Annotated in this window: 15 protein-coding genes; 14 read left to right on the plus strand and 1 reads right to left on the minus strand. The window is 50.9% G+C overall.

Annotation, left to right across the window (positions count from 1 at the left end; translation table 11 throughout):
• Nucleotides 1-18: 18 nt before the first annotated feature.
• On the minus strand, nucleotides 19-918 hold the full coding sequence (locus tag WMO41_RS13665; RefSeq protein ID WP_349230238.1) for a glycyl-radical enzyme activating protein: 900 nt from the start codon (nucleotides 916-918) through the stop codon (nucleotides 19-21).
• Between the two features lie 217 nt (nucleotides 919-1,135).
• Between WMO41_RS13665 and WMO41_RS13670 the strand changes: the two genes are divergently transcribed.
• The 14 genes from WMO41_RS13670 (at nucleotide 1,136) to WMO41_RS13735 (ending at nucleotide 19,551) form a co-directional block, all read left to right on the plus strand.
• A complete protein-coding gene (locus WMO41_RS13670; protein WP_349230239.1) occupies nucleotides 1,136-1,666 on the plus strand; it encodes a helix-turn-helix domain-containing protein in 531 nt (176 codons plus the stop codon).
• A gap of 318 nt (nucleotides 1,667-1,984) precedes the next feature.
• Complete coding sequence (locus WMO41_RS13675) at nucleotides 1,985-3,418, plus strand: sodium:solute symporter family protein (protein ID WP_349230240.1); 1,434 nt, start codon at nucleotides 1,985-1,987, stop codon at nucleotides 3,416-3,418.
• An 85-nt stretch (nucleotides 3,419-3,503) separates the two neighbouring features.
• Nucleotides 3,504-4,316 carry an SDR family NAD(P)-dependent oxidoreductase gene (locus WMO41_RS13680; protein WP_349230241.1) on the plus strand — a complete coding sequence of 271 codons (813 nt, stop codon included), beginning with the start codon at nucleotides 3,504-3,506 and terminating at the stop codon, nucleotides 4,314-4,316.
• A gap of 55 nt (nucleotides 4,317-4,371) precedes the next feature.
• The gene (locus WMO41_RS13685; RefSeq protein ID WP_349230242.1) at nucleotides 4,372-6,765 is read left to right on the plus strand and encodes a glycyl radical protein; all 2,394 of its coding nucleotides are present in this window, start codon (nucleotides 4,372-4,374) and stop codon (nucleotides 6,763-6,765) included.
• 33 nt (nucleotides 6,766-6,798) lie between these two features.
• Nucleotides 6,799-7,734, plus strand: coding sequence for a glycyl-radical enzyme activating protein (locus WMO41_RS13690; RefSeq protein ID WP_349230243.1), 936 nt, complete (start codon nucleotides 6,799-6,801; stop codon nucleotides 7,732-7,734).
• 27 nt (nucleotides 7,735-7,761) lie between these two features.
• Nucleotides 7,762-10,152 (plus strand): glycyl radical protein, encoded by a 2,391-nt coding sequence (locus tag WMO41_RS13695; RefSeq protein WP_349230244.1) that lies wholly within the window; start codon nucleotides 7,762-7,764, stop codon nucleotides 10,150-10,152.
• Between the two features lie 247 nt (nucleotides 10,153-10,399).
• Nucleotides 10,400-11,074 (plus strand): response regulator transcription factor, encoded by a 675-nt coding sequence (locus WMO41_RS13700; protein ID WP_349230245.1) that lies wholly within the window; start codon nucleotides 10,400-10,402, stop codon nucleotides 11,072-11,074.
• The gene (locus WMO41_RS13705; protein ID WP_349230246.1) at nucleotides 11,074-12,786 is read left to right on the plus strand and encodes a HAMP domain-containing sensor histidine kinase; all 1,713 of its coding nucleotides are present in this window, start codon (nucleotides 11,074-11,076) and stop codon (nucleotides 12,784-12,786) included. The genes WMO41_RS13700 and WMO41_RS13705 overlap by 1 nt, the downstream gene beginning before the upstream one ends.
• A 452-nt stretch (nucleotides 12,787-13,238) precedes the next feature.
• The gene (gene trpE / locus WMO41_RS13710) at nucleotides 13,239-14,708 is read left to right on the plus strand and encodes an anthranilate synthase component I (RefSeq protein WP_349230247.1); all 1,470 of its coding nucleotides are present in this window, start codon (nucleotides 13,239-13,241) and stop codon (nucleotides 14,706-14,708) included.
• A complete protein-coding gene (locus tag WMO41_RS13715) occupies nucleotides 14,705-15,289 on the plus strand; it encodes an anthranilate synthase component II (protein ID WP_349230248.1) in 585 nt (194 codons plus the stop codon). The genes trpE and WMO41_RS13715 overlap by 4 nt, the downstream gene beginning before the upstream one ends.
• Nucleotides 15,290-15,358: 69 nt before the next feature.
• Nucleotides 15,359-16,369 carry an anthranilate phosphoribosyltransferase gene (gene trpD / locus WMO41_RS13720; protein ID WP_349230249.1) on the plus strand — a complete coding sequence of 337 codons (1,011 nt, stop codon included), beginning with the start codon at nucleotides 15,359-15,361 and terminating at the stop codon, nucleotides 16,367-16,369.
• Between the two features lie 31 nt (nucleotides 16,370-16,400).
• A complete protein-coding gene (gene trpC, locus WMO41_RS13725) occupies nucleotides 16,401-17,222 on the plus strand; it encodes an indole-3-glycerol phosphate synthase TrpC (protein ID WP_349230250.1) in 822 nt (273 codons plus the stop codon).
• Between the two features lie 48 nt (nucleotides 17,223-17,270).
• Nucleotides 17,271-17,903: a phosphoribosylanthranilate isomerase gene (locus tag WMO41_RS13730; protein WP_349230251.1), complete on the plus strand. Its 633-nt coding sequence runs from the start codon at nucleotides 17,271-17,273 to the stop codon at nucleotides 17,901-17,903.
• Nucleotides 17,904-17,994: 91 nt separating this feature from the next.
• Complete coding sequence (locus WMO41_RS13735) at nucleotides 17,995-19,551, plus strand: nitrite/sulfite reductase (RefSeq protein ID WP_349230252.1); 1,557 nt, start codon at nucleotides 17,995-17,997, stop codon at nucleotides 19,549-19,551.
• Nucleotides 19,552-19,815 lie beyond the last annotated feature (264 nt).

Raw genomic sequence — 19,815 nt, forward strand, 5'->3', positions numbered from 1 at the left:
CTGATTGTTGATAGTATATTAGGAAATGACAGCCGGAAGCTTCCAGGCCAGGAACAGCGTTAAGATGTTCTCCATGGTTTCCTGTGGCGGCGGCTGCAGTCCGGTGAGCCGGTACGGCAAGCCGAAAGAGCTGTATTTTCCGGTTCCATAGGAATGGTAAGGAAGAAGCTCAATCTTATCCGGCTGTACCTGTTTTAAAAAATCAGCAATGTGTGTCTGCTCCTCCATAGAATCGTTGACACCGGGGATTACGGGGATACGCACGTAGACCGTGGCACCATGCTCCTTTAACTGCCGGAGGTTTGCCTGAATCCGGCTGTTGTCACATCCCGTGTATTTTCTGTGGATATCCCGGGAAAACGCTTTGATATCATAAAGAAAGAAATCTGTCCATGGAAGTACCTTTTCGTATTCAGAAAAAGGAACATTCCCTGCAGTATCTACTGCGGTGGAGATGCCTTCCTTTTTACAGGAAGCTAAAAGCCCGGCAATAAAGTCTGCCTGCAGCATGGGTTCGCCGCCGGAAACGGTGACTCCGCCGCCGGTGTCCTGATAGTAGTCCTGATCCTGCATAATAATGGAAAGAAGCTGTTTCCTGGTGTAATGCTTTCCATTTAATACAAGCGCGTCGGAGAGACAGCCCTGACAGCATGCGCCGCAGGCCTCACATAACTGGCGCTGCAGAAGGTGCTCTTTTCCTTTAAAAAGGTGAACACCCTGTGGACACAATGACTGGCAGTGCCGGCAGCCGGTGCATGCATCTGCGATAAATTGTAACGTGGGAAATCGGGAAATACACTCGGGATTATGACACCAGGCGCAGGAAAGATTACATCCTTTGAAGAACACCGTTGTCCGAATACCCGGGCCATCATCCAGCGAGAATTTTTGTATGTTGCTTACAAGGGCAGTTTCCATACGGAGTCCTCCTGACTGATGTCTGAGATTTTTTTGAAATTAGTAATAGATTAGTACAAAAATCAGAAAAGTCAAGAGTGCCAATTCTGCCGTAATTGAGAATTTTTATAATTTTAAAATTAAATTTACAATCGTAAATATTGAAGAAATGAAAAAAGCGATTATAATGAAAGCAGAACCTTGGAAAACGGCGAAAGAGAGAGAGGAGGAACTTCTTATGATTGGAGAACGCATGCATTCGATTCGTTTGAAAAATAATCTGACGTTAAAGGAACTGGGGGAGCGGACAGATCTGTCTCCCGCATACTTAAGCAACGTGGAAAATGGCCGCACCAGTCCGACACTGGAAAACCTGGAACGGATCTGCCGTGCACTGCAGTATGATCTGCCTCAGCTGGTTTCAGAAACGGTGGATTATCATCCCCTGATCCGAAAGGCAGAGCGCAAAAATGTATACCGGAATAATTACCGGGTTAAAAATGAACTTCTGACCCCGCCGGGGGTTCTGATGCGGGGCAGCTGTCTCACTTTGTATGATGGTGATGACACGGAGGATGTGTCTCTGGGACATGAACACGATGAATATTTTGTGGTGGCAAAAGGACAGCTGCGGATCGTTTTAAATGACTCTGAAGAGTACTGGATGGAAGAAGGGGATGCCATTTATGTGCGTGCACGGACTCCGCACCGGTTTCAGCGAATCGGAGAAGGAGATACGGTTCTGTATGTGACCACGGCCATGATCTGAAATTTACAAATAAAAAAATAAATTTATATTTATAAATAAAAATAGCTCTACCAGGAGAATTTGCAAAATTACGACTCTTGACAAGGCCAGGAACCCTTGCTAAAATCGTGGACAATAAAAGCGATTCCGGAAGCTTTTGTACCAGAAGATTACAAATACTGCTGATTGAGCCAGCGTTATATTATGGAAAAGACGAAGCGGTCTTCGGGTGTAAAAGCCTGAAGGCCGCTTTTCTATAATCTCTATATTCCATAACCTGTAACCGCTGGATAGCAGCAAGGCAGAATGTAATTGACAGCAGAATAGGAGGAATGGAATATGAGTTTTAATCTAAGTGTATTAGACTACGGTGTGATTATCCTTTATTTGCTTGGTATGGTAGCGATTGGCGCAATCTTTTCCAAGAAAGTCACTTCCAATGATGACTACGCGTTAGCCGGAAGAAGTTTAACGATTCCTGTTATGGTAGGTACATCGGTAGCAACCTGTGTCGGTGCTTCTGCAGCGTTCGGCAATATGGGACTGGTACAGAAAAGTGGTGTGATCACAGGACTGATCACATTAGGACTCTGGTTTGTAGGCTGGGGTGTTCTGATTGTTATGGCGATTCCGCTCAGAAGATCAGGCGCGATCACCCTCCCGGATTTTTTAAGTAAGAAATTTGGCCGTGAAGCAGGCATTATTGCTTCCGCTGTAACCGTTATTCAGCAGGTTGCGTCCGTTGCCGCACAGTGCGCATCCATCGGTGCCATGTTTGCCCTGTTTGGTCTGACTGACAAAAAAACCGGCATTATCATTGGTGGTGTTGTCATTCTTCTTTATACAATTACCGGCGGATTTTACGCAGTAGCAGTTACGGATGTTGTACAGTGTGTTCTGTTGATTGTCTGCCTGATTGGAATTGTTCCTGTGTTTGCCTTTTCCCATGCAGGTGGTGTTGCCCATGTATTTGCAAACACCAGCTGGGACTGGAGTGCTGTGAACGTGCCGGATCTGATTGCCCTTGCGTTATCCTATTTCATTGCGGCAGGTGCGCACGCCTCTTACACACAGCGTATTCTGGCATCCAAAGATGAAAAAACCGCGTTTGTCGGATCTGTTATTTCCAATGGTATTGGATGGATTGCAAACTGGGCTACCGTACTTACCGCATGCGCAATTCCGTTTGTAATGCCGGATCTGGCAGACCATGAACAGTTTGTATGCGCACTGATTGGCGGTTATTTCCCGCCGGTGATCAAGGGCCTTTTCATTTCCGCGATTCTGGCATGCGTTATGTCCACCGCAGACAGCTTCCTGATCATGGCAGGAACAACCTTTTCCTGTGATGTTGTAAAGCCGCTTTGCCCGAAGCTGTCAGACAAACAGGTCCTGATGATTTCAAGAGCTACTACCTTTACCGTTGCGGTTCTTGGTATCGGATTTGCATTAGGCGGAGGCGGTATCTTCCATCTGTTCCAGACCGGTGCCGCAGCTTACGGCGCAGCAATCTTTATCCCGCTTCTGTGCGGCGTGTTCTGGAAGGGCGCAAACAGTAAGGCAATCAATACTGCCATGATTCTTGGATGCGCAACCACACTTCTGTGGAACAAGCTTGGATTAAAGGCAGCCACCGATGCAGCAATTCACTTCCCGGTAGATGGTGTTCTGGCAGGCGTAATCCTGTGTGCCGTTGTTGCAATCGCAGGAAGCCTGATCCTGGGCGCTTCCACTTCCAGAGAAGCAGCTTCCGATTTTGCAGAAGAAGCATAAAGAACATATTGACACGGCTGCAGGTTTCAGAAAATCTGCAGCCGTATCTGACGTTAAATGATAGCGAAGAGTGCAGGAGGAAAGTATGGAACTGAAAGATGATTATGGAAAAATTGAACAGCTGTTCAGTGTGAAGGACCAGGTGATCCTCATCACCGGGGCCGGTGGCCTGGCAGAGATGTATGCCTATGGATTTGCGAAAAACGGAGCCATCATTGTGCTGGCAAGCAAGACGTTAGCAAAGGCAGAGGCGGTCTGCAGCCGCTTAAAAGAGGCCGGCTGCCCGTGCATGGCCCTGGAAATGCAGATTGAAAAGAAGGAACAGGTAAAAAAAGCGGTACAGATCATCCTGGATACTTATGGAAAGATCGATATCTGCATTCACACGGCAGCGATGTGTGTGCGGCACAATACCTTAGAAGACAATGAGGATCTGTTCCGGAAGCATATTGATGTGAACATGATCGGCAGCCTGAATGTGAACCGGATCGTGGGAAATGTCATGGCGAAGGCCGGGAAGGGCCGCATCATCAACATTAACACCATGAGCTGTTATACCGTGAATACGCCGGACGGTTTTTCCTACGGCGTGACCAAGGCAGCGTTAAAGCAGATCACGAAATGGTTTTCTGTCGCTTATGCCAAAAAAGGCGTAACCGTCAATGGTATTGCGCCGGTGTGGATTGATACCCCTATGATGGCCTGCCGCTCCAAAGACTATTGGGATCACTGCGTGGATCAGGTGCCCATGGGACGGGTGGCTGTGCCGGAGGATTATCTGGGCATTGCGCTTTACATGGCCAGTGAGGCAGGACGTTATATGACAGGGCAGACCATCTTTGTGGATGGCGGCTGGCAGGTAAACCGTACCTTCCGGTTTGATGAAAACGAGGCCTGAAAACAGGCAGCAGGAACCAGACAGAATCAGAGAGACCAATATGGAGGGATGAACAATGGCAGATTTATTGAATTTCCGGGTTAATATGATGAAGCGGAGACTTCTGGATACCAGACCTAGCGTCTCCTCGGAGCGTTTGCTTCTGGCCACGGAGGCTTATAAAAAGTATGCAGGGGAGGCAATTCCGCTGTTTCGCGCCCATGTGTTTGCCTATGTGCTGGATCATATGACTGTGGTGATCCGGGATGGAGAACTGTTAGTGGGAAGCACCAACAAGCGCGTCAGAAGCGCATCCATTTTCCCGGAATATACCGGACAGTGGCTGACCAAGAAAAACGCGGACGGAGTGCTCAATCTGGATCATCTTCCGGAGCGTTCCACAGATCCGATGGATGTGATGCCGGAGGAGCGTCAGGAAATTCTGGATACCCTGGCATGGTGGGAAGGCAGAAGTCTGGAAGAGTATGTAGAAGAAAACATGCCGGAGGATATCCAGGAAGCCAGAAAAGCCGGAATTATCGCTGTAGGCTGCCGTTCTCTCCCCAGTGGAAAAACGGTTCCGGACTATGCGCTGATGTTCCAGCGTGGTTTAAAGGTCTATATCCAGATGTGCAAAGACAAGATTGCTGAGACGAAGGAGCGTACCGTGAAGGTACAGCCTCAGATTGATTTCTGGATGGCAAGCATCGTGGCCTGCGAGGCCGTGATCCGTTTTGCGGGCCGCTACGCAGATGAGGCGGAGCGCCTGGCCGCAGAGGAAGCCGATGAGACACGGAAGAAAGAACTTTTGCAGATTGCGGAAATCTGCCGCCGTGTGCCGGAGCACCCGGCAAGAACATTCCGCGAGGCCATGCAGTTTGAGTGGTTCATTTACTATCTGCTGTATGTGGATAACAACTGTTCCGCCTGCGGATTTGGACGGTTTGATGTGATTATGGGACCGTATTTTGAAAAAGACTATCAGGAAGGACTCATCACGAAGGAAGAGGCCGTGGAGCTGATTGAGTGCCTGTTCATCAAGGCAACCGAGATCGTCCAGGTGCGCCCGGATGATTACAGCCGTGATTTTGCTGGTTTCCCACTGTGGCAAGTGCTGATGCTTGGCGGTGTGGACCGTCAGGGAAAGGATGTGACCAATGAGATCACCTATCTGGCCCTGGAAGCAGCCAGCCGGATCAAGCTGGCACAGCCGGCCGTGGCACTCCGTGTACATGACGGCACTCCAAAGCATATCTGGAGAAAGGCCTGCGAGATGATTCAGGATGGCCAGGCAAACCCTGCGTTTTTCGGCGATCCCTGCGCAATTCAGACCGTTATCAACAAGGGCGGTTCCCTGGAGGATGCGAGAGACTGGGTCATCCTGGGCTGCGTAGAACCGCACCAGGGCGGCGGCGGAACCGACGGAAATCCGTCAGCCGGTTACTTAAATCTGCCGAAATGCCTGGAGCTTGTCATGCACAATGGCGTGGACCCGCTGACTGGAAAGCAGATGGGCCCGAAGACCAGAGACCCGTCCACATTCAAGACCTTTGAGGATGTGATGGAGGCGACAAAGAAGCAGATTGATTACTGGTATGACATGATCCGCAGAGGTTTCAATACCGTTATTTCCTTCCACAGCACCCGCCTGCCCTGCATCTATTCTTCCATGATGATCAAGGGCTGTATTGAAAAAGGTATGCCGGTTCAGCATGGCGGTGCCGAGCACACCTATACCGGAATCTTTACGACCGGTCCGGCTTCTCTGGCCGATGCCCTGATGGCAGTGAAGAAGTTTGTCTATGATGAGAAAAAGCTGACCATGGAAGAGCTGATCCATGCCCTGGATGTAAACTTTGAAGGCTATGAGCGCCTGCGTCTGGAACTGTTAAATAAGGCACCGAAATATGGCAATGACAACGAAGTGGTGGATGGCATCTGCGATGAGATTGTTTCCCACATTGCGGAATATGTCCAGAAATTTACGGACGCGAGAGGCGGAAAATATTGCTTCTGCAACCAGGCCCAGACCGTGAATCTGACCATGGGTTACAAGGTGGGAGCTACCGCGGACGGAAGATTTGCCTATACAGCATTGAGTGATAACGCGGGACCGGCCATGGGACGCGACAGCGAAGGCCCGACGGCAGCCATCAACTCCATCAGCAGAAATATGCACCAGGATCAGGTTTATGACGGAACTCTGGTTAACCTGCGGTTTGACCCCAGCGGTGTAGCCGGGGAAAAGGGTCTGGAGATCATTGAGAGCCTGATCAAAGAGTATGTGGCAAATAATGGCCTTCATATCCAGATCAATGTGGTGGATGACAAGACGCTGCGGGCAGCCCAGAAGGATCCGGAAAATTACCGGGATATCGTAGTGCGCGTAGCTGGATATATGGCATACTTCACTGAGCTGGATAAGAGCGTCCAGGATGTGATCATTGCAAGAACCGCGCATCTGGCCTGACGGACAGATACATGCAGACAACGAAAAGAATGGATGATGGATATGGATGAAGTGTTAAAAGGACTGGTTGGAGGAATCCAGCGTTTTTCAACTTCGGATGGACCGGGAATCCGGACAACCGTGTTTTTAAAGGGATGTCCGCTGGACTGCCAGTGGTGCCACAATCCGGAACTGATCTCCCCAAAGCAGCAGCTGATGCGCAGCGTGACCAAGTGCATTGGCTGCGGCTACTGCCGGGATTTCTGCCGCCAGGGCGCGATCAAACTGGGGGAGGAAGGGTTCTATGTGGACCGGAGCCTCTGCAATGACTGCCTGGACTGTGTGGAAGCCTGCGCGGCGGAGGCCATGAACCCGGCGGCACGGTGGAAAACGGTACAGGAAGTTATAGATACCGTGAAGCGGGATTCCGGATTTTATGAGAAGAGCGGAGGCGGCATGACCATCAGTGGCGGGGAACTTCTCTCTCAGAGCAGATTTGCGGAAGCACTGTTAGATGCCGCAGTGGAAGCGGGCATTGGCGTGGCTCTGGATACCAGCGGCTGCGGCAATGGGGAAACGCTGTACCGGATGGCAGGAAAAGCCTCGTATATCTTATATGATATGAAGGGGATTCTGCCGGAGATACATAAAGCCTATACCGGAGTGGACAACCGGATAATCCTGGATAATTTAAGAAAGCTGGCATCCGATCCGGAAATCAGAAAGAAAGTGATCATGAGAATGCCGCTGGTCCATGACGTAAACGATACACCGGAGGTCATAGAAGCAACGGCAGCGTTTTACCGGGAGACCGGTCTGCCGGAAGTGACGCTTCTGGCATATCATGAACTGGGAATCAGCAAATGTAAAGGAATCGGACGGATGTCTCATGTGTTTACGGCACCATCCCATGAGCGGCTGCAGGAGATTAAGGCCTGCTTTCAGGATGCGGGCATGCATGTGGAAATACTGGGAGAAGAGATTGCCTGAACCATTGAAAAAGGAGAGAAGAGAGCCATGATGACAGAACGGATTCGCAGCATGCGGGAACGGGTATTAACGGCAAGACCGAGTCTTTCACCGGAGCGCCTGCTGCTGGTGACAGAGGCATACAAAGAATTTGCGGGGGAGGCAGCACCGGTGTTTCGGGCCAGGGTGTTCGCCTATGTACTGGATCACATGAAGGTGGTGATCCGGGATGGAGAACTTTTAGTGGGCTGCGCAAATGAGAAGATCCGCAGTGCTTCCATTTTTCCGGAATACACCGGGCAGTGGCTGTTAAAGAAAAATGAAGAGGGCGTTCTGGGACTGGACCGCCTTCCGGTCAGACCCAATGACCCGTTAGATGTAGCGCCGGAGGACCGGGACGTAATCTATGAAACCATGAAATGGTGGATGGGAAAGAGTACCGAGGAAGCTTCGGAAGCCTTTCTGACACCGGAGGTCCAGGAAGCGAGAAAGTCCGGAATCCTTTCCATTGGCGGCCGGGCCATCGCCAGCGGAAAAACCGTGCCGGATTATGCCCTGGTGTTTCAGCGGGGTCTAAAGGGATATATCGAACTGTGCCGCCAGAAGATTGCAGAGCAAGTGGAAGCAGGCGTAGATATCGATGTACAGCCGAAGCTGGACTTCTGGAATGCCTGTATCATCAGCGCGGAAGGCATGATCCGCTACGCAAACCGTTATGCAGAGCTGGCAGGGCAGATGGCACAGGAGGAAACAAATCCACAGAGAAAACAGGAACTGCAGGAAATTTCCAGAATCTGCGGGAAAGTTCCGGAAAATCCGCCGGAAACCTTCTATGAGGGTCTGCAGTTTATGTGGTTCCTTTATCATGGACTTTACATTGAGACCAATGCTTCTGCCAACGGTTTTGGCCGGTTTGATGAGTATATGGGACTACTCTATGAAAAAGATGCCGCAGCAGGAAGTATCACCCGGGAATTTGCGGAGGAGCTGATTTCCTGCATGTTCTTAAAATCCATGGAGCTGATCATGCTGCGTCCGGACGATTACAGCCGTGATTTTGCCGGATATCCGCTGTGGCAGATCCTGATGCTTGGCGGAGTGGACCGCTATGGAAAGGATATCACCAATGAGGTTACCCGGATGACACTGGACGTGTCTTCCTGCCTGAAGCTTTCCCAGCCTGCCGTGGCACTCCGTGTGCACGATGGAACCCCAAAGGATATCTGGAGAAAGGGCTGCGAAATGATCCAGGATGGTCAGGCAAACCCGGCATTCTTCGGAGACCAGAGTTCCTTAAAGATCGTCCAGGCGAAGGGCGGAACCCTGGAAGAAGCCAGAGAGTGGATCATTCTGGGCTGTGTGGAGCCGCATCCGGGCATGGGCGGCACCGACGGAAGCCCTTACGGCGGCTATGTGAACCTTCCGAAATGCCTGGAACTGGTATTGCATGGCGGAATTGACCCGATGACCGGAAAACCATTGGGACCGGCAGTGGATATCCAAGCGCTGAAAACCTTCGATGATGTGATGGATGCCGTCAAAATGGAGATCCGCCATTGGTACGATATTATTCACAAGGGCTTTAACCAGATTGTGGCGTATCACTGTACCCGGATACCATGTGTGTACTCGTCTATGCTGTTAGAGGGCTGTATTGAAAAAGGGAAAGCCGTTCAGGAAGGTGGGGCAAACCATACCTATTCCGGCATTTTCTGTACCGGTCCGGCATCTCTGGCCGATGCGATGATGGCAGTAAAACAGATGGTCTATGACCAGAAAAAGCTCAGCATGGATGAACTGGTAAAGGCTCTGGATGCCAATTTTGAAGGTTATGAGCGTCTGCGGTTGGAGCTTTTGAATAAGGTCCCGAAATTCGGAAATGACATCGAAGAAGTTGATTCCATCTGTCGGGAGATCATCGGCTATGCAGCAGACTATGTACAGACCATGCATGATCCGCGTCACGGCCGGTACTGTTTCTGCAACCAGGCCCAGACTGTCAGTGTGACCATGGGATACAAGGTAGGCGCGACGGCAGACGGACGCCTGGCCCACACTCCGCTCAGCGACAATGCGGGCCCGATGATGGGGCGCGATGTGGAAGGTCCGACAGCGACTGTTAACTCCATGGGACGGAATATGTGCCAGACAAAGTTATTTGACGGAACCCTGATGAACCTGCGCTTTGATCCCAGCGGTGTGGCGGGGGAAAAGGGACTGGAGATTATTGAGAGCGTGATCCGGGAATATGTCCAGCATGACGGACAGCACATCCAGATCAATGTGGTGGATGACAAAACTCTGCGCGCAGCTCAGAAAAATCCGGAAAATTACCGGAATATTCTGGTGCGGGTGGCTGGATACATGGCGTATTTCACAGAGCTTGACAAGTCTGTGCAGGATGCCATCATTGCCAGAACCGCGCATCTGGCTTCGTAATGGGAAAATAAAAAATTAAAAAATGAGAAAGGCTGGTGTGCTGCATGATGCGGTGTGCCGGCCTTTTTCCGTCCTTGCGCGTCAGTCTCTGACAGAACACAAGAGCAGCAGTTTCCGCTCCATGGTTTCCGGGCATCCGTATGTGTGAAATCTCTGTGAAAATGTGGAAAACCCGAAAAATCTCTGTTAAAATGGGGAAAAGAATAAAGAAAACATAACGAGAACCAGAAAGGAGACGATACATACCATGGAATCGTTAAAGATATTAGTAGTGGATGATGAAGCCAGAATGCGCAAGCTGGTAAAGGATTTCCTGACCATCAAGGGATTTACTGTGATCGAGGCGGAAGACGGTGAGCAGGCCGTGGACATTTTCTTTAAGCAGAAAGATATTTCCCTCATCATTCTGGATGTGATGATGCCGAAGATGGATGGCTGGGAAGTCTTAAAGACGGTGCGCCAGTACTCCCAGATTCCGGTCATCATGCTGACGGCCCGCGGGGAAGAGCGGGACGAGCTCCAGGGCTTTAAGCTTGGCGTAGATGAGTATATTTCCAAACCCTTCAGCCCGAAGATTCTGGTGGCCCGGGTCGAGGCTATTCTGCGCCGTTCCAACGTAGCAGTCAGTGAGACCACGGAGGTGGGAGGTATCCGCATCGACAAGGCAGCGCACCAGGTCGAGATTGACGGAAAACCGATCGATTTAAGCTACAAGGAGTTTGAACTGCTGACCTACTTCGTAGAAAACCAGGGCATTGCTCTTTCCAGAGAGAAGATCCTCAACAATGTCTGGAATTACGATTACTTTGGTGATGCCCGCACCATTGACACTCATGTAAAGAAGCTGCGCAGCAAGATGGGGGAGAAGGGCAATTATATCAAGACCATCTGGGGCATGGGCTATAAGTTTGAGGTAGACTGATGAAGCATAAAAAAATTTTTCAGTTTCATTCTATCCGTCACCGAATCATGCTGATCTTCATCGGTCTCACGGCAGCCATGCTTTTAGCCATCTGGAGTGTGAATACCTGGTGGCTGGAGGGCTATTATGTGGACCAGAAGTCAAAGGTGATGGAACAGGCCTACACAGATATTGACAATGCCATTCAGGAAAAGGTCGGGGAAAACGAAAGTATCGGGGATGTCCTGCGGGAAGAACTGGAGCAGGAATGGGATATCTGGAAGCAGACGGCAAAGGGGGATACCGATTCTGGCGGCGCGGAAGAAATGCCGGATGCGGCGGAGACAGAACCCTCGAATCAGGCTGATGAAGCCGTGCCGGAGGACATTCCGGCCGATCTTCCGGAGGAACAGGGAACCCTGCTTGGCACCATTCGCGCCTACAGTGAGCAGAATAACATTGCCATTACCCTCATTGACAGTGATACCGGAAAAGCTCTGGTCAGCTCCGGGCGCGACAGCGATTTTCAGACCCAGAAGCTGCAGCGCTATGTGCTGGGAAAAGGACACAAGCACATGGAAATCTTAAAGCAGCATGACAATTATGTAGTGGAGAAAAACCGGGATTTCCGTTCCAGCAGTACTTATATGGAGAGCTGGGGATATTTTTCAGATAACCGGACTATGTTCATCATGTCCATGCCGCTGGCCAGCATTCAGGAGAGCGTGGTACTGTCCAACCGTTTTACCACCTGGGTGGGCCTGATCGTGCTGGTCTTTGGCAGTATTCTGATGTGTTTTGTCACCAACCGCATTACCAAACCAATTATGAAACTGTCTGCCCTTTCCGAAGAAATGTCCAGACTGAATTTTGATGTTTCCTATGAGGATGACGCGGAGGATGAGGTCGGTGTTCTCGGACGCAGCATGAACTCTCTGTCCCACAGCTTGAAGGATGCCATCGGAGCGCTGCAGGATGCCAACAAACAGCTCCAGCATGATATCGATGAGAAAATTCAGATTGATGAGATGCGAAAAGAGTTCATTGCCAATGTTTCTCATGAGTTAAAGACGCCGATTGCCCTGATCCAGGGCTACGCGGAGGGTCTCTGCGACGGCATGTGCGAGGATGAGGAGAGCCGCAATTATTACTGTGAGGTCATCATGGACGAGGCAAACAAGATGAACAAGATGGTGCGCCAGCTCCTGACCCTGACGGCCCTGGAGTTTGGAAACGACACGCCGAGCATTGAGGCATTTGACATATCAGAACTGGTTCATGATCTGATCAATTCCTCCAGCATTCTCATTCAGCAGAATGAGGCGAAAGTAAGTGTGGATATGCCGGAAACTTTGATGGTCATGGGCGATGAGTTTAAGATTGAGGAGGTTGTGACCAACTATCTGACCAATGCCATGAACCATCTTGGCGGAGAGCACAATATCCGCATCTGGAGCGAGACTCTCGACGGTGTGGCAAAGATCCATGTATACAACAACGGAACTCCGATCCCGGAGGAAGATCTGCCGAATCTTTGGACGAAGTTCTACAAGGTAGACAAGGCCCGCACCCGCGCTTATGGCGGCAGCGGTATCGGACTTTCCATTGTCAAAGCCATCATGGAAGCCCATCACCAGCAGTATGGCGTGGCGAATCACGAGGATGGCGTAGAGTTCTGGTTCACCCTGGCTCTGGCACCGGAAGAACCCGAAGCAGCAGAGTATACGGAATAAAATACTTAAGAAAATTAAGCGGAAAATGATTGACAATAGGGCATCATGGAAGTAGAATAAAGAAAATTTCAATAAAACATTGCTTGAAACCGTTGAAGCGGAGATAAAAACAAATCGTGCACTTACAGAGAGACGGGTAGCTGAGAACCGTCAGAACGCAGCTTGTTAAATGGACCGCTGAGGGCGCAGTCAAAAGCCGCAAGGCCCAGTATTCTGCGACGTGCGGGCATACGTCAGTTGCCGGGAATATGTTGGTATTCCGAAAAGAGCACGGGACATCCGTATCATAGCGGAAGATTTCGTGAAGCAAGGTGGCACCGCGGGTGACAGGTAAATCAGATATCCCATCCCGTCCTTGACAGATTTCAGTTTTTGTGAAGTCTGCCGGGGACGGGATTTTTTATTCCTTAAAATCCTCTTTTCGGGCAGACAGAGAAAAGGAGGACCGCAATATGATGACGCTGGAAGAGGTTAAAAAGCTGACAGAGGACAAAACCTATGGACGCATCCCGTTAACCCGGGAAATCTACTCTGATATCCGCACTCCCATGGAAGTGCTGCGGGTATTAAAACAGGTGAGCACCCACTGCTATATGCTGGAGAGCGTGGAGGAGTCCAAGCGCTGGGGACGCTACACCTTTCTCGGCTTTGACCCGGTGCTGGAACTGACCTGCCGGGACGGGCTGCTTCGCATCAAGGGAGCCACTACGGTAGAGCAGCAGGTGGAGCATCCGGGCGACGCTATCCGCAAGATCCTGCTGGAGAACAGAAGTCCGAAGCTTCCGGGCCTGCCAACCTTCACCGGCGGCCTGGTGGGATATTTCGCTTACGATTACATCAAATACGCGGAGCCGACCCTGAAACTGGAAAAGGGAGATGAGGATTCCTTCCAGGACGTAGACCTGATGCTGTTTGACAAGGTGATCGCTTTCGATAACTTCCGCCAGAAGATCATTCTCATCGTCAACATGAAGACCGACGCGCCGGAGCAGGAATATTACAAAGCCCAGATGGAACTGGATAAGCTGGTAAACCTGATCCGCACCGGAAAACCGGCATCGGAGCAGCCGTTAAAGCTTAAAGGAGATTTCAAACCAGTTTTTTCCGAGGAAGCCTACTGTGAGATGGTGGAAAAAGGAAAACAGTACATCCGGGAGGGAGATATCTTCCAGGTTGTACTTTCCAATCAGCTGGAGGCGGAAATGGAGGGCAGCCTCTTAGATGCATACCGGGTCCTTAGAACCAGCAATCCATCGCCGTATATGTTCTATTTTTCCAGCGATGACATTGAGATTGCCGGAGCTTCCCCGGAGACTCTGGTAAAGCTGGAAGATGGAAAACTCTTTACTTATCCGTTAGCCGGTACCAGACCGAGAGGCGCGACACCGGAGGAAGATGAGCGGCTGGAGCGGGAACTTCTGGCCGATGAAAAAGAGCAGGCCGAGCACAATATGCTGGTGGATCTTGGGCGCAACGACATCGGAAAAATCAGCCAGATTGGAACCGTGGAGGTGGAAAAATACATGGCGGTGGAGCGATATTCCCATGTGATGCACATTGGTTCTACGGTAGGAGGGCAGATTCGTCCGGAATATGACGCGGTGGACGCGGTTGACGCAATTCTCCCGGCGGGAACACTTTCCGGAACTCCAAAATTCCGTGCCTGTGAGATCATCCAGGAACTGGAGGGAGGACGGCGCGGCATTTACGGAGGTGCCATCGGCTATCTGGATTTCTCTGGAAACCTGGATGTCTGCATTGCCATCCGCATTGCCTACGCGAAGAAGGGGAAGGTTTATGCCCGGTCCGGAGCCGGCATTGTGGCTGACAGCGTGCCGGAAAGCGAATATCAGGAATGTCTGAATAAGGCCAGAGCCGTGATCCTTGCAGTGAAGAAAGCAGAGGAGGGAATGGAATCATGATTGTGCTGATTGATAATTACGACAGCTTTTCCTATAACTTATACCAGATGATTGGAAGTATCCGGCCGGATATCCAGGTCATCCGCAACGACCGGATCAGCGTAGAAGAACTGGAGGCCATGAAGCCGGAGGCTGTCATTCTTTCCCCGGGGCCGGGCCGTCCGGAGGACGCCGGTATCTGCATCGATGTGGTAAAGCGACTCGGAAAGAAAATCCCGGTGTTCGGTGTCTGCCTGGGACATCAGGCTATCTGCAAGGCCTACGGCGCAGAGGTTTCCTATGCGAAGCAGCTCATGCATGGCAAAGTATCCCGGGCCAACTGCAGCAAGGACAGCGTGTTGTTTGCGGGACTTCCGGAACAGATTCCGGTGGGACGGTATCATTCCCTGGCGGCGGTCAGGGAAACCATGCCGGAGGAACTGAAGGTAACAGCGGTAACCGAAGATGGAGAGATCATGGCAGTGGAACATGTGACCGATCCGGTTATGGCGGTACAGTTTCATCCGGAATCCATTCTGACACCGGATGGAAAAGCCATCGTAGAAAACTTTCTGGGAATGGCAGAAGCATTTGTGGAATAATTGATACTTAATTATATAGAAGAAATGGTAGAAATCCGGACAATAAAAAAGAAAGGCAAGGCGGTCCATATGATTAAAGAAGCAATCCGTAAAGTATTCAAAAAAGAGAACCTGACATACAAAGAGGCAGAGGTTGTTATGAATGAGATCATGGAGGGAGAGGCCAGCGCAGTTCAGATGAGCTCTTATCTGACGGCGCTCAGCATGAAGGGCGAGACGGTGGAGGAAATCACCGCTTCCGCAGCTGGTATGCGCGCGCATTGTGTTCGCCTCCTGCACGATATGGATGTCCTGGAGATTGTGGGAACCGGCGGGGATGGTGCCAATTCCTTTAATATTTCCACTACGTCATCCCTGGTCATCTCCGCGGCTGGGATTCCGGTAGCCAAGCATGGTAATCGCGCAGCCTCCAGCAAATGTGGCGCTGCCGATGTGCTGGAGGCCCTTGGCGTCAACATCACCATCGCTCCGGAAAAGAGCCGGGAACTGCTGGAGAAGATCGGCATCTGTTTCCTGTTTGCCCAGAACTACCATTTTGCGATGAAATATGTAGCTCCGGTGCGAAAAGAGCTTGGCATCCGAACAATCTTCAATATTCTGGGACCTCTGGCGAATCCGGCAGGTGCCAACATGGAGCTGATGGGCGTGTATGATGAGAGTCTGGTAGAGCCGCTGGCGCATGTGCTGGCGAACCTGGGCGTGAAGCGTGCCCTGGTGGTATATGGAACGGACGGACTGGATGAGATTTCCTTAAGCGCGCCGACAAAAGTCTGTGAGGTAAAAGACGGAACCTTTGCTTCTTATGAAATCACACCGGAGCAGTTTGGACTCATCCGCTGCAGCAAAGAAGATCTGGTGGGCGGAACTCCGGCAGAAAACGCGCAGATTACCCGGGATATTCTGGCCGGAAAACCTGGCCCGAAGCGTGATGCCGTGCTGATGAACGCAGGCGCGGCCATTTACATGGCAGGCAAGGCAGATTCTATCCAGGCAGGCATTGATCTGGCAAAGAAGATAATTGACAGTGGAAAAGCTGCGGCACAGCTGGACAAATTTGCAGAGCTTTCCAATCAGGAATAGAAATGTGCGTGAAAAGCGAGGGAAGAATCGTATGATATTAGAAGAACTTGCGGCATTGGCGAGAGCGCATGTCGCGGAAGAAAAAAAGAAAATTCCGGCTGGTGAGATGCGCCGCATGGCAGAATATTTGCCGGTAACGGGAACGTTTCCCTTTGAAGAAGCACTTCGGGCACCGGGCCTGTCCTTTATTTGTGAGGTAAAAAAGGCATCTCCTTCCAAGGGACTGATTGTGCCGGATTTTCCATATCTGCAGATTGCGCGGGAATATGAACAGGCCGGTGCCAGTGCCATCTCCGTGCTGACTGAGCCGTACCGGTTTCTGGGAAGCAATCAGTATCTGCAGGAGATTGCGCAGAGCGTGAGCATTCCGGTGCTGAGAAAAGACTTTACCGTAGATCCCTACATGATCGATCAGGCAAAAACCCTTGGCGCGTCTGCCGTGCTTCTGATCTGCGCGATTCTGGATGACGGGGCGATCCGTGAGTATATGGCACAGGCCAGGGAACTTGGCCTGTCTGCGCTGGTGGAGGCACATGACGCAGAGGAAGTGGAGCGTGCGCTGGCAGCAGGCGCGTCCATCATTGGTGTGAATAACCGTGACCTGCGCACCTTCCAGGTGGATGTGAATAATTCGGTCTGTCTGCGGAAATTGGTGCCGCCGGAAATCGTGTTTGTTTCAGAGAGCGGTATCCGTGGTCCGGAGGATACGAGCGTATTGTATGAGAATGGAACTGACGCGGTGCTGATCGGAGAGACTCTGATGCGCAGCGCGGATAAAAAGGCAGCGCTGGATCGGCTTCGGCAGGGGGAATCGTGTGCAGCAGGAGTGAGCAGCAAAATTAGGAACAGGTAAAAAACAGGAAATAGATTGTATCCAGGTGCAGAAAAGGGGAGAGAATTCATGACGAAAATTAAAATATGCGGGTTGAAAAGGCCTGAGGATGTTGCCATGGTGAATCAGTATCGGCCTGATTATGCCGGATTTGTGCTTGCGCCTGGGAAACGGCAGGTGACCCCGGCTCAGGCAGCAGCGTTGGTGCGGGCGTTATTGCCAGAGATCTGTCCGGTAGGGGTGTTCGTCAACGCGCCGGAGGAGCTGGTCTGTGGACTGGTGGAAACAGGAACCATCCGTGCAATCCAGTTTCACGGGCGGGAAACGGAAGAAGAGATCACCCGGATGAAGCATCGTTTTCCGGATGTTCCGGTCATTCGCGCTGTTTCCATGAAGCAGGGGCATGAACTGAGGCGCTGGGATGCAAGCGATGCGGATTACCTTCTTTTGGATGCTGGAAACGGAGGAACCGGGCATACCTTCGACCACAGCCTGATTACACAGGCGGGGATTATCCGGAAGCCCTGGTTCCTTGCGGGCGGAATGCGACCGGATACGGTACAGGAGGCCGTTGCGTCTTTTCTGCCCTTTGGCATCGACTGCAGCAGCGGGGTAGAGACGGAGGGATGGAAGAATCCGGTTAAAATCCGGAAGATGATAGAAAATGTGCGTGGATTTGTTTCATTGAAAAAAGAAATGTGATAAAATAAAGGGCATCTGGTGCGTCCGGCTCCCTTTTTTGTTTCATAGGAAATTGCGGACTGCACATGACTTACATCGGGAGGAGAGACATATGGAAATCAGAAATGACCAGGACTGGAAGCAGGACCTTCCTGCTTTTCGGGAGAAAACAGCAGCTTTTTATGCGGGTGAACTCAGCAAGGACGCCTACAAGGGATTTTCCGGATTATACGGCAGCTATGCCCAGAAGGGCGGGAAAGCGAGCATGCTGCGCCTTCGCATGACGGGCGGCTGCGTGTCAAAGGAAAAACTGAAATTTATTGCGGATACGATTCGGAAGTATGAGGTGAAAAAGGCACATTTTACTACCTGTCAGACCATCCAGCTTCATGATCTGGATGGCAGCATTGTTGCGGACATCATGGAGCAGGCTATGGATGCAGGAATCATCACCATGGGAGGCGGCGGAGACTTTCCGCGCAATGTTACCTGCAGCCCGCTTTCCGGGGTGGAGAAGGACGAATACTTTGATGTGCTTCCATGGGCAAAGGCAGCAGGCGAATACCTGATGGGATTTATCCGTGCGGAAAAGATGCCGCGTAAGTTAAAAGTGGCGTTTTCCAGTTCTCCGAGCAACCTGTCCCATGCTACCTACCGTGACCTTGGTTTTGCGGCCCGTCCGGACGGCAGCTTTGATGTATACAGTGCCGGCGGCCTGGGCAATAATCCGCGGTTTGGCGTTCTGGTTGCGGAAGCAGTAAAGCCGGAGGATATCTGCTATTACATCAAGGCAATGTGGCTGACCTTCCGTGCTTACGGAAATTACGAGAACCGCGGAAAAGCCCGCAGCCGTTACATGCAGGAAAGTCTTGGCGGCGCGGAAAACTATAAGAAAGCATTTCTGGAAAAGCTGGAAGAGGTGTATGATTCCGGTGAGGATTTAAAGATTCATCCGGTTTTGCAGACGATTGAGAAAGCAGGAGATGGCATTACGGTATCCGGAGAGCGGGTTCTGGAACAGAAACAGCCGGGGCTTTACAGTGTAATCTGGCATCCGGTTGGAGGACAGCCGAATCTTACCGTGCTGTGTAAGCTCAGTGATGCGCTTCAGGAGATGGATGGCGTGGAAATGCGTCTGGCTCCGGATGAGACTGCATACATCATCAATCTGACCGGGGAAGAGACAAAAAAGGTACTGGCCATTACAGAAAACAATACAGCGAAAACAGAATTTGAGGCATCCGTAAGCTGCATCGGCGCATCCGTATGTCAGGTGGGCGTACGGGATTCCCAGGCGCTTCTTCAGGCCTGCGTAAAAGCTGTGCGGGAGGCAGATCTTCCGAAGGACGCTCTGCCGAAGATCCATATTTCCGGATGCCCGTCTTCCTGCGGTACCCATCAGACTGGTGCTATGGGATTTCGCGGGGCAGCGAAGAAAGTGGACGGAAAGGCAGAATCTGCGTTTCTTCTGTTCTTGAATGGATGCGATGTACAGGGAAAGGAAAAGATGGGAGAAGAACTGGGCACCATCTTGGAAAGTCAGATTCCGGACTTTTTGGTAACCCTCGGAAAAACAGTGGCAGAAGCCGGGGAAAGCTTTGCGGAATGGAACGCGAAAAATCCGCAGGGCGTAAAAGAGACTGCAGCTCCGTTTATTGGAGTGGAGTAGACGCGATATTCTGGATTTCCATGTTAAAATAAAAAAATGAAAAAAGTTGGAAAATACTGTTGACATTTGCTGTGACATTTGATATTATAATCCTCGCCCCGTGAGAACGGGGCAGGAAATCAAAAAGATTTCCAAAAAGAAATTAAAAAAGTTGTTGACAAAGCGAAAACAATGTGATAAGATATTAAACGTTGCCGCTGAGAACAGCAACAACATGAACCTTGAAAATGAAAGATTGAACAGTGTTTAAAACCCTGAAAATTC

Source organism: Ventrimonas faecis (assembly GCF_040096075.1).
Lineage (GTDB): Bacteria > Bacillota > Clostridia > Lachnospirales > Lachnospiraceae > Brotaphodocola > Brotaphodocola faecis.

Excerpts from the sequence above, each read along its gene's own strand:
- WMO41_RS13665 (WP_349230238.1), bottom strand. The coding sequence starts at position 918 with ATGGAAACTGCCCTTGTAAGCAACATACAAAAATTCTCGCTGGATGAT.
- WMO41_RS13670 (WP_349230239.1), top strand. The coding sequence starts at position 1,136 with ATGATTGGAGAACGCATGCATTCGATTCGTTTGAAAAATAATCTGACG.
- WMO41_RS13675 (WP_349230240.1), top strand. The coding sequence starts at position 1,985 with ATGAGTTTTAATCTAAGTGTATTAGACTACGGTGTGATTATCCTTTAT.
- WMO41_RS13680 (WP_349230241.1), top strand. The coding sequence starts at position 3,504 with ATGGAACTGAAAGATGATTATGGAAAAATTGAACAGCTGTTCAGTGTG.
- WMO41_RS13685 (WP_349230242.1), top strand. The coding sequence starts at position 4,372 with ATGGCAGATTTATTGAATTTCCGGGTTAATATGATGAAGCGGAGACTT.
- WMO41_RS13690 (WP_349230243.1), top strand. The coding sequence starts at position 6,799 with ATGATGGATATGGATGAAGTGTTAAAAGGACTGGTTGGAGGAATCCAG.
- WMO41_RS13695 (WP_349230244.1), top strand. The coding sequence starts at position 7,762 with ATGATGACAGAACGGATTCGCAGCATGCGGGAACGGGTATTAACGGCA.
- WMO41_RS13700 (WP_349230245.1), top strand. The coding sequence starts at position 10,400 with ATGGAATCGTTAAAGATATTAGTAGTGGATGATGAAGCCAGAATGCGC.
- WMO41_RS13705 (WP_349230246.1), top strand. The coding sequence starts at position 11,074 with ATGAAGCATAAAAAAATTTTTCAGTTTCATTCTATCCGTCACCGAATC.
- trpE (WP_349230247.1), top strand. The coding sequence starts at position 13,239 with ATGATGACGCTGGAAGAGGTTAAAAAGCTGACAGAGGACAAAACCTAT.
- WMO41_RS13715 (WP_349230248.1), top strand. The coding sequence starts at position 14,705 with ATGATTGTGCTGATTGATAATTACGACAGCTTTTCCTATAACTTATAC.
- trpD (WP_349230249.1), top strand. The coding sequence starts at position 15,359 with ATGATTAAAGAAGCAATCCGTAAAGTATTCAAAAAAGAGAACCTGACA.
- trpC (WP_349230250.1), top strand. The coding sequence starts at position 16,401 with ATGATATTAGAAGAACTTGCGGCATTGGCGAGAGCGCATGTCGCGGAA.
- WMO41_RS13730 (WP_349230251.1), top strand. The coding sequence starts at position 17,271 with ATGACGAAAATTAAAATATGCGGGTTGAAAAGGCCTGAGGATGTTGCC.
- WMO41_RS13735 (WP_349230252.1), top strand. The coding sequence starts at position 17,995 with ATGGAAATCAGAAATGACCAGGACTGGAAGCAGGACCTTCCTGCTTTT.